At 70.0% G+C, this 9,977-nt stretch carries 9 protein-coding genes and 1 pseudogene; 8 read left to right on the forward strand and 2 right to left on the reverse strand.

Features of this window, described 5'->3' with window-relative positions; translation table 11 throughout:
* The 3 genes and pseudogenes from DFR69_RS22640 to DFR69_RS22650 form a co-directional block, all read left to right on the forward strand.
* A pseudogene (locus DFR69_RS22640) lies at nt 1-185 on the forward strand (hypothetical protein); the annotation flags it as partial.
* Between the two features lie 124 nt (nt 186-309).
* On the forward strand, nt 310-1,074 hold the full coding sequence (locus tag DFR69_RS22645; RefSeq protein ID WP_110039641.1) for a glutamate racemase: 765 nt from the start codon (nt 310-312) through the stop codon (nt 1,072-1,074).
* Nucleotides 1,075-1,152: 78 nt separating this feature from the next.
* A complete protein-coding gene (locus tag DFR69_RS22650) occupies nt 1,153-1,893 on the forward strand; it encodes a DNA alkylation repair protein (RefSeq protein WP_110039642.1) in 741 nt (246 codons plus the stop codon).
* Between the two features lie 7 nt (nt 1,894-1,900).
* Here the strand turns inward: DFR69_RS22650 and DFR69_RS22655 are convergent, their stop codons facing one another.
* Together DFR69_RS22655 and mftR2 are read right to left on the reverse strand one after the other, a co-directional pair.
* The gene (locus DFR69_RS22655) at nt 1,901-2,956 is read right to left on the reverse strand and encodes a ferredoxin--NADP reductase (protein WP_110039643.1); all 1,056 of its coding nucleotides are present in this window, start codon (nt 2,954-2,956) and stop codon (nt 1,901-1,903) included.
* A 37-nt stretch (nt 2,957-2,993) separates the two neighbouring features.
* Nucleotides 2,994-3,632 (reverse strand): mycofactocin system transcriptional regulator MftR2, encoded by a 639-nt coding sequence (gene mftR2 / locus DFR69_RS22660; protein WP_233000858.1) that lies wholly within the window; start codon nt 3,630-3,632, stop codon nt 2,994-2,996.
* 199 nt (nt 3,633-3,831) lie between these two features.
* On the opposite strand from mftR2, the gene mftA reads away from it, so the two are divergent.
* The 5 genes from mftA to DFR69_RS22685 all read left to right on the forward strand — a co-directional run bounded on the left by mftA (nt 3,832) and on the right by DFR69_RS22685 (nt 9,854).
* Nucleotides 3,832-3,936 (forward strand): mycofactocin precursor MftA, encoded by a 105-nt coding sequence (mftA, locus tag DFR69_RS22665; RefSeq protein WP_110039645.1) that lies wholly within the window; start codon nt 3,832-3,834, stop codon nt 3,934-3,936.
* A 2-nt stretch (nt 3,937-3,938) separates the two neighbouring features.
* A complete protein-coding gene (mftC, locus tag DFR69_RS22670; RefSeq protein ID WP_110039646.1) occupies nt 3,939-5,432 on the forward strand; it encodes a mycofactocin radical SAM maturase in 1,494 nt (497 codons plus the stop codon).
* Nucleotides 5,433-5,572: 140 nt separating this feature from the next.
* On the forward strand, nt 5,573-6,970 hold the full coding sequence (mftF, locus tag DFR69_RS22675; protein ID WP_110039647.1) for a mycofactocin biosynthesis glycosyltransferase MftF: 1,398 nt from the start codon (nt 5,573-5,575) through the stop codon (nt 6,968-6,970).
* 10 nt (nt 6,971-6,980) lie between these two features.
* Nucleotides 6,981-8,381 carry a mycofactocin dehydrogenase MftG gene (gene mftG / locus DFR69_RS22680; protein WP_110039648.1) on the forward strand — a complete coding sequence of 467 codons (1,401 nt, stop codon included), beginning with the start codon at nt 6,981-6,983 and terminating at the stop codon, nt 8,379-8,381.
* 105 nt (nt 8,382-8,486) lie between these two features.
* Complete coding sequence (locus DFR69_RS22685) at nt 8,487-9,854, forward strand: GAF domain-containing protein (RefSeq protein ID WP_167456374.1); 1,368 nt, start codon at nt 8,487-8,489, stop codon at nt 9,852-9,854.
* Nucleotides 9,855-9,977: the final 123 nt, after the last annotated feature.

Consider the following 9,977-nt stretch of genomic DNA (forward strand, 5'->3'; position numbering starts at 1 on the left):
AACTCGCCGACCACGTCCTGCCCGCCCTCACCGCCGCCATGACGTTGCTGGCCGACCAACCCACCGAAGCCGCCGACTTCCGCGCCACGGTCCTGGTCGCGGTCGACGCCGCCACCCACGCCGGCAAGCCGAGCCCTGCCGTCACGGCCATGGCAGCGAAGATCACCGCCGCCCTCGACGCCTGACGTGGATGGGGCTTCCGCGAGCGGCTCCGGGCTGGGTGGATGTCCTGGCTGTCGGCAAGCGCGGGCGTCACGTGGCGATGTGGGTGGGGCGGGTGGGTTCGTGGGGCTGTAATACGGTGGACGCGTGATCGTCGCGCTTATCGATTCCGGCCTCGGGCTGCTGCCTACGGCCGCCTGGTTGCGCAAGTTGCGGCCCGACGCGGATCTGCTGCTGCTGCTCGACCCCGATGGCGCGCCGTGGGGGCCCAAGCCGGAGGACTGGGTGGTCGAGCGGGTGCTGGGGGCGGCGCGGCAGGCGCTCGAGCTCGGGGCCGAAGTGATTGTGCTGCCGTGCAATACGGCCAGCGTGACCGCGCTCGCGCAGGTGCGAGCCGAGGTGGGCGAGGCGGTGCCGGTGATCGGGACCGTGCCCGCGATCAAGCCGGCGGCGGCCCAGTGCCGGTCGGTGGCGGTCTGGGCCACGGCGGCCACCACGGCCAGCCGCTACCAGGCCGACCTGATCGCCCGCTTCGCCGGTGACGCGAAGGTCGTCGGGGTGGCCTGCCACGGCCTGGCCGACGCCATCGACCGCGGCGACCTGCCCGCCATCGCCGAGTCCATCGCCGACGCGGCCGCCCGCACCCCCGCCGACGTCGAGGGCGTCGTCCTCGGCTGCACGCACTATCCGCTGGTCATCGATGCCATCGTGGCCGCACTGCCCGCCGGCGTCCGCCTGTTCGACAGCGCCCAGGCCGTCGCCGCGCAGACGATCCGCAAGATGGACGAACTGGGCCGCCCCACCACCGGCACCGGCACGGTCACGGTCCGCACCAGCGGCAGGCCGGGGGACCTGCCCACCAGCGCCGCGACCTTCGACTCCGGCCGCCTCCTCGGCGCCACCGGCCGCTAGCGGAAAGACACCGCTGACCGTCGGTGCTCCGGTGTTGAATGACAAAGGCTGGTGCAGCGCATCGATCGGAGGTAGGTCGTGACCGGGGAACCCACTGCCGCGCAGGTGCGCGCGGCCCTCGCCGAACAGGCCGATCCGGCCGACGCGATCCACCTGCAACGCTTCTTCAAGACCGGTCCGGGGGAGTACGGCGAAGGCGATGTCTTCCTCGGCGTCCGCGTGCCCGCCACGCGCCGGGTGGCCAAGGGGTTCACCACCCTCCCGCTGAAACAGATCGGCGACCTGCTCGACAGCCCGGTGCACGAGGAACGGCTCGCCGCGCTGTTCATCCTGAACGCCCGCTTCGCCGCCGCGTCGAAGCCGCGCACCAGGGACGAGCGGGCACGCGCGGAGATGGTCGAGTTCTATCTCGACGCGGTGCGGCGCGGCCGGGTGAACAACTGGGACCTGGTGGATTCCTCCGCCGAGTACGTCGTCGGCGCGTGGCTGCTCGACAAGGACCGCGCGCTGTTGTTCGAACTGGCGCAACGGGATTCGCTGTGGGAGCGCAGGGTCGCGCTGCTGTCCACCTTCGCCTTCATCAAGGCGGGCGATCCGAGCACGACACTGGAACTGGCCCTGCTGCTGCTCGACGACCGCCGCGACCTGATCCAGAAGGCGCTGGGCTGGATGCTGCGCGAGATCGGCAAGCGGAACGACCCGACGCTGCTCACCGACTTCCTCGACGCGCACGCGCCCGAACTGGGCCGCACCGCCCTGAGCTACGCGGTCGAACAGCTGACCCCGGAGCAGCGCACCGCCTACCGGGCGATGCGCTGAACCCCGCTCAGAACTGGATCTTCAGGCGATCGGTCACCGGTCGCGCCTGGCAGCCGAGGATGTAGCCGTTCTCGATGTCCTCGGGGTCGAGGATCTCGGCGTTCTCCATCTCGACCTTGCCCTCGAGCACGGTGCACGCGCAGGACCCGCACTCGCCCTCCTGGCAGGAGTAGGGCACGTCCAGGCCCTTGTCGAGCATGATGTCGACCAGGGTCTGCTTGCGTGGCCACGACAGCTCGTGCACCTGGCCATCGAGTTCCACCTCGACGGTGGCGGCGTCGGCGGCCTCCTCGTCGCTGATCTCCACGGGCGCGTGGTCGGCGAACGGGTCACCGGCCAGGGAGTTGAACACCTCGGCGTGAGTGCGGGCGCGCGGCACCTCGAGGGTGGCCAGCGCGTCGTGCACCAGGTCCATGAACGGCTTGGGACCGCACATGAACGCCTCGTAGGAGGTGTAGGGCCGCACCAGGGTGGCCAGCATGTCGGCGGTCGGCAGGCCGAGCAGCGGTTCGAGCCAGTGGATGACGCTGAGCCGCTGCGGATGCTTGGCGACGAGTTCGCGCAGTTCCTCGGCGAAGATCACCGAGCCGGCGTCGCGGTTGGCGTAGACGAGCACGATCTTGCCCGAGCCCTGCGACAGCGCCGACTTCAGGATCGACATCACCGGCGTGATCCCGCTGCCCGCGCCGAACAGCAGCAGGTCCTCGTCCAGGTTCTTCGGGGTGAACACGCCCGACGGCGGCAGCACCTCGATCTCGTCGCCGGCGGAGATGTTGTCGCACAGCCAGTTCGAGCCGTAGCCGCCCTCGGTGCGCTTGACCGTCACCTTGGGCAGGTCGTCGGTGAACGGCGAGCTGGCCAGCGAGTAGCAGCGGGCGACCGAGCCGGTCCGGTCGCTGGGGATGCGCAGGGTCAGGAACTGGCCCGGCGTGTACTTCATGCGTTCGCGGAGGTCGGCGGGCACCTCGAAGACCACGGAGTGGGTGTCGGCCGTTTCGGCGATCACCGCGGCGACCCGCAGCACCACCGAGCGCGAACCGTGCGGAACCTCGACTGTGGTCATGTCGTCCTCTCGAACAAAACTAGAACGTGTTTCAGTTTCATGCTAGGTCGGGACGCGCCTGCAGGGCAAGCTGTGCCTCGAGTCCGGCGACCAGCACCTCCATCCCGAAGTCGTAGGAGTACTTGCCGCGCAGGTCCGCCATGTACTTCGTGGCCCGTGCCACCGCCTCGGGCAACAGCACGTCGGCGGGGGCGGAACGGTCGCGCGGGTTCACCCGGCTGCGTCCGAACAGGTAGGTGTGGATGGTCGCATACGCGGCCAGCACGTTGCGGTCGCTGAACCCCGCGTCGAACAGGATCTCCATCACAGCGTCGATCAGGTCGAGCTGTTTGCCGAGCATCTGTTCCAGCAGGATGTCGCCGAGGCCGGGATGCCTGCGCAGTCTATCGTCGATCTGATCGATCAGATCGCGCAGGCGCTGCTGCCACGGTCCCGACTCGCGCGCCGGCTTGCGCACCCCGACCAGCGCGGCGCTCGCGACCAGGTCGAGCAGTTCGCGCTTGTCGGCGACGTAGTAGTACGGCGCCATCGGCGAGACGCCGAGTTCGCGGGAGAGCCGCCGCATCGACAGCTTCTCCACCCCGTCCTCCCGGACGACCCGCAGCGCCGCCTCGACGATCTCCGATTCCGAGAGGGTGGAATTCGCCCCGCTGCCCGCCCCTGCGTGGTTACGCAACCTCTGCCTCACCTCTACTGCCATCTCAGACCGTGTCGGCCCGGTTCCGTCCTGCTCTGGGCAGTCTAGAGGGGCGGCCGACCCGCGCGGGGCGCTGTGCGCCGCCGGACGCGGGACAGTGAAATTTTCGATTTCGCCTCTTTATGGCAGTCACTGACGTTATGGTCCGAAGTGACCGGCAACACCATGGAGGTAAGTCATGTCAGAGAACCCCACCCGCGCGACCGTCGAAACCGACGAGAACCTGGTCACCGAGACGCTGATCGAAGAGGTCAGCATCGACGGCATGTGCGGCGTGTACTGACGATGGCGGCAGGCGTGCTCGACCTCGACACCCGCTGGGCCCTGCACCCCAGGGTCTCGCTGCGACCGGAATCCTTCGGTGCGCTGCTGTACCACTTCGGCACTCGCAAGCTCTCGTTCCTCAAGAGCCGCGACCTGGTCGACGTGGTGCAGGCGCTGCCGGCCCACACCTCGGTGCGGGAGGCACTGCGAGCCAAGGGCGTCGGCGTATCCGACGCGCACATCAAGGCGCTGGCCCAGCTGGCCGACACCGACATGATCGTGCCCGCGCCGGGCCCGGTCACCGAGGTGTCACCGCTGCGCATGCCTGCCGCCACCGACACCACCCAGGGCGGCAGGCTGATCGACCGCTTCGAATCGGGGCTGGCCGCGCCGATCTGCCTCACCTGGGAACTCACCTACGCGTGCAACCTGTCGTGCGTGCACTGCCTGTCCTCCTCGGGCCGTCGTGACCCGAACGAGCTGACCACCGAGCAGTGCAAGGCGCTCATCGACGAGTTCGAGCGCATGCAGATCTTCTACGTCAACATCGGCGGCGGCGAGCCGACGGTGCGCCCCGACTTCTGGGAACTGGTCGACTACGCGACCGCCCACCACGTGGGAGTCAAGTTCTCCACCAACGGCGTTCGCATCAACGAGGAGGTCGCCGCCCGGCTGGCCGCCAGCGATTACGTCGACGTGCAGATCTCCCTCGACGGCGCCGACGCCGAGGTCAACGACGCGGTCCGCGGCCCCGGTTCCTACGCCACCGCCATCAAGGCGCTGGAGAACCTGGCGAACGCGGGCTTCAAGGACGCCAAGCTGTCCGTGGTGGCGACCCGCCACAACATCGCCCAGCTCGACGAGTTCAAGGCCATCGCCGACCGCTACGGCGCCACGTTGCGGCTGACCAGGCTGCGTCCGTCCGGCCGCGGCGCCGACGTGTGGGACGAGCTGCACCCGCTGCCCGAACAGCAGCGCGAACTCTACGAATGGCTGGTCCGCAACGGCGAGGGCGTGCTCACCGGCGACTCCTTCTTCCACCTGTCCGCGTTCGGCTCGGCGCTGCCCGGCCTGAACATGTGCGGCGCGGGCCGGGTGGTGTGCCTGGTCGACCCCGTGGGCGACGTCTACGCCTGCCCGTTCGCCATCCACGACCGGTTCAAGGCCGGAAACATCGTCGCCGACGGCGGTTTCGACGCGGTGTGGACGAACTCGGAGCTGTTCGGGGAACTGCGCGAGCCGGTCGACGGCGGCGCGTGCACCAAGTGCTCGCACTACGACGCCTGCCGCGGCGGCTGCATGGCGGCCAAGTTCTTCACCGGATTGCCCGCCAACGGCCCCGACCCGGAGTGCGTGCAGGGCTACGGCGAGGCCGCGCTGGCCATGCCGGGCCGCACGATTCCGCGTTCGGCGGTGGACCATTCGCGGCCGGTGCGGGCGCGCAATCGCGTGTCACTGCCGCTGACGGTGAAGCGGGCGCCCGCGAAGGCGTGCAACGAGAGTCCGCTCGGGTAGGCCGAACCGGTTGCCGAAAGTGCGCTGCCGATCTTGTTGACGCGTCCGGCTAACGGTCAGAGCGGCATTTCATGCGGACTTTCCTCCTTTTTTGTGGGGTGATGATGTCTGCGAGCGCGAGTGCGAATAGCATGCGAGGAATGCGCCATGATCGTCTGCCCGACGGCTTCGGGGTACGGATCGATCCACGGGTACGCGCATTTTCCGGGGGTCGGATCCTGATCGGCGGATCCCCCGCGCGGATGCTGCGCCTGGCCCCGGAGGCCGCCGAACTCATCGGCGACGGGTACCTGGAGGTGACCGATACCAAGTCCGCGATCGTCGCGCGGCGCCTGCTGGATTCGGGCGTCGCGAACCCGCGGCCGCGGCTGCTGCCCTCGCTCGACGACGTCACCGTCGTCATCCCGCTGTACAACAACGCCGACGGACTGATGCGGCTGCTCGCCACCCTGCGCGGGCACAACGTCATCGTCGTCGACGACGGCTCCGACGAGCCGGTGCGGATCCCGCCCCGGCAGGGCCGCGGTCAGGTGACGGTGCTGCGGCACGACACCCCGCTCGGCCCCGCCGCCGCGCGCAATGCCGGATTGCGGGCGGCGACAACGGGCTTCGTCGCCTTCCTCGACTCCGACGTGGTGCCGCGCAGCGGCTGGCTCGAGGTGATGCTCGGGCACTTCAGCGATCCGCAGGTCGCGCTGGTCGCGCCGCGCATCGTCGCGCTCGACAAGGAGTCCAACGCGCTGGCCCGCTACGAGCACACGCGCTCCTCATTGGATCTGGGCAGGCGCGAGTCGGCCGTGCACGCGCGCGGGGTGGTGTCGTACGTGCCGAGCGCGGCGCTGCTCGCGCGGCGCGCTGCCCTGCAGGGCGAGGGCGGTTTCGACGAGTCGATGCAGGTGGCCGAGGACGTCGACCTGTGCTGGCGGCTCGAACGGGCGGGCTGGCGGCTGCGCTACGAACCGGCCGCGCACGTCGCCCACGACCACCGGGTGGCCTTCCGCGCGTGGTTCGGCCGAAAGCTGTTCTACGGCACCGGCGCCGCGCCGCTGGGCAAGCGGCACGGGGGCATGGTCTCGCCGCTGTCGGTGCCCACCTGGACCGTGCTGGCGAGCCTGTTGTTCGCGACGCTGTCCAAGTGGGGTCTGCTCGGCGGGCTGGTCACCCTGGCCACGGCGCTGGTGCGGATGCGGCGGGTGTTCGCCGAGCTCGACAACCCCACCCGCATCGCGGCGGTGTATCTCGCGCGCGGCTACTTCGCCGGGATGTGGCGGCTGGCTTCGGCGATGTGCCGGGACTATTGGCCGGTGACGCTGCTCGCGGTGCTCGCCTCGCGGCGGATCAGGAAGATCGCGGTCACCATGGCGCTGGCGGACGGACTGGCCGACTGGTTCACCCACCGCGATTCCGGCGGGCTCGATCCGCTGCGCTACGTCGCCTACAAGCGCCTCGACGATGTCGCCTACGGCAGCGGCCTGTGGCTCGGCGTGATCAGGGCGCGCAGTTTCGAGGCGCTCAAGCCGAACGTGCCGCGGCGCTGAGTTCCCGCTGGTGACCAGCACGCTCGTCGTCGGCGCCGGGTCGGCCGGGTGTGTGGTCGCGGCCCGGCTCAGCGCCGACCCGGCCCACGCGGTCCTGGTGCTGGAGGCCGGACCGGTCTGGGCGTCGGCCGCCCTGATCCCGGGCCCGCTGCTCGACCCGGGGCACCTGCCGGTCGGCCCCGAGTCCGCGGTGGTCTGGCGATACCCAGGAAACCTGGTGCGCGGCAAGTTGATCGGCGGGTCCGGCGCCATCAACGGCAGCTACTTCGTTCGTCCACCCGCCGCGGACTTCGCGGCATGGAGCGCTGTCGTCGCGAGCCCGATGTGGTCTTACGAGGCGGTCCTCCCGTTCTTCGCCGCCCTCGAGACCGACCGTGATTTCGGCACCGCGCCCGGCCACGGTGCGCACGGGCCGGTCCCGGTCGAGCGCACGGCCGATCCGGCGCCGGTCAGCCGGGAGTTCGCCGATGCCTGCGCGGCATCCGGTTTCGCGGAGATCGCCGATCTCAATGGGTACGTGGGCCCCGGCCGCACCGACGGTTTCGGCCGGGTGCCGCTGGCGGTCGCGCGCGGGCGGCGAGCGGGTCCGGCCCTCACCCATCTCTACCCCGCGCTGGCCAGGCCCAACTTGACGGTGACCGGCGGGACGACGGTGACGCGGCTGCTGCTGCGTGGGTCGCGTGTGGTCGGCGTCGAATGGTCGCGGGGCCGGGGGCGGGGGACCACCTTCGCCGACCGGGTGATCGTCTGCGCGGGCGCCGTGGAATCGGCGGCGCTGCTGATCCGGTCCGGGATCGGCCCCGAACCGCTGCTTCGTTCGCTCGGCATCCCGGTGGTCCTGCCAGCGCCGGTCGGGGCCTGGTGCACCGACCATCCGGAGATCGGTGTCGAATATCCGGGGCCTGAACCGGTCCGGTCGACGGTGGCACTCGAATACGCCCTGGAACTGGACGACCTCGAACTACGCCCGTACACCCCGATGTTCACCCCTGGCCTGCGCAGACTGGGGGTCGCCCTGATGACGCCGGACACACCGGGACGGCTGACCCTGGCCTCGGCCGACCCGACGGTCCCGGCCCGGATCGACCAGGGCTACCTGCGTGCCGAACACGACCGGGCCCGGCTGCGAGCCGGTGTGCGCACCGCGGCCGAACTCCTGCGCCTGCCGCTCGGCGAGATCGACGACGCGTGGCTGCGCGCCCATCTGGGGACCTCCCAACACCTTTCGGGCACCTGTCGAATGGGTCCGGCCGACGACCGGCGTGCCGTGGTCGACCCGGCCGGCCGGGTGCACGGCATCGACGGCCTGACGATCGCCGATCTGTCCGTGCTTCCGGTGCCGATCCGCCGCGGTCCACAGGCCACGGTGCTGCTCCTGGCTGCGGTGATAGCCGAGCGGCATGCGGTGTGACGACGTGACATCTGCTACCACAATGTGACCTGCCGGACAAACCCGCACTTCTGGGGAGTCGCCCGATAACTCACCGGTACAGTTTGTAGCGGGAAAGAAAGGCAAATGGTCAGCAATCTTGCAGGTGGGCGGCCCCCACGGCAGGTGACGGAGTCGGGCGCACAGCTCGGGGCTCTGGAATCCTATGCCGCACAGGCCCATGGTTTTCTCAGCGCCGGTGGTGAACAGCTGACCCAGCTGGCCGGGCTGTTGCGTCCGCTCGTGCTCGAGTCCTGGTTGCGCAGTGTGCGCGGTGGTATCGATCCGGCGGACGTCCTCGACGGTCGCGGTCTCCGCGGCGCCGATCTGGCACGGTATCGCGATGCTCATCCGCTCGCGGTGCTGATGCCGCTGGTCGACAAACTGCTGGTCCAGGACGCGGCGCGGGCGGGACTCATCGTCACCGTCGCCGATCAGTTCGGTCGCGTGCTCTCGGTGCACGGCCACCCCGAACAGGTCGCCGCGGCCGCCGAGATCGGGCTGCGCGAGGGCGACGATCTCAGCGAGCGCCGCATCGGCACCAACGCCGTGGGCCTCGTCGTGCGCACCGGCCGCGCGACCTGGATCCACGGACCCGAACATTTCCTCCATCGCATGCACCAGATCACGGGTGCGGCGGCGCCGGTGCACGAGCCGGACGGGCGATTGATCGGCGTTCTGATGATTGCCGGCGGGATGCGGGTGGCCAAGCCCGAGATCCTCGCTCTGGTGAAGGCGGCGGCCACCGCCGCCGAGATGGATCTGGTGCTGCGGGCCATGCGCGCGGGCAACGGCGGCGCCTCGACGCGGACCGATCGCGCCGACGCCGCCGCCGAACCGGCCAGGCTCGGACTCGAAGTGCTCGGCCTCGGGCAGCCGCAGCTGAGCGTCGCGGGGGAGCGGGTGTCGCTGTCGCAGCGGCACGCCGAGATCCTGCTGCTGCTCGCCGAACATCCCGAGGGGCTCGGCGCCGATCACCTGGCGCTGCTGCTCGACGACACCGATCTGGACAACGGCACCATCCGCGCGGCGATGTCGCGGCTGCGCGCCGTGGTCGGCGCCGCGGCCGTCGGTTCCCGCCCATACCGTCTCCGGGTCCATGTCGCAACCGATGTCGAGGCCTTGCGGGCGGCTCTCGACTCCGGTGATATCGAATCCGCATTGCGCTTGTACGCGGGTCCGGTGCTGCCTCGCTCCTCCGCGCCGGGCATCTGCGACATCCGCGACGAGCTTCGGGTGCGTCTGCGCACCGCCGTGCTCGCCTCCGCCGATCCCGGCGTGCTGCGCCGGTGGACGGCGGGTCCGGAGGGCCGCGACGACGCCGCGGCATGGGCTGCCTACCGGGCCACCGTGGACCGTGATTCACCCCTGTATGCGCAGATCGAAGCCAAGATCCGGGTGCTCGATCGCCGCCTCGGCGCCGATGCAACGCAGATGCAACGTTTCGGCTCATAGTCTCCGGTTCTGAAAGTGTGGTAGCTCACACATTTGACGCGGATGTGGTGTGGCACACACTCATGCCCAGGTCGTGCGATCCGCTCGGAACATACTGGACGCCCGCTCCACTTTTTTAGCGGA

Origin of the sequence: Nocardia neocaledoniensis (assembly GCF_003182135.1) — a bacterium.
Lineage (GTDB): Bacteria > Actinomycetota > Actinomycetes > Mycobacteriales > Mycobacteriaceae > Nocardia > Nocardia neocaledoniensis.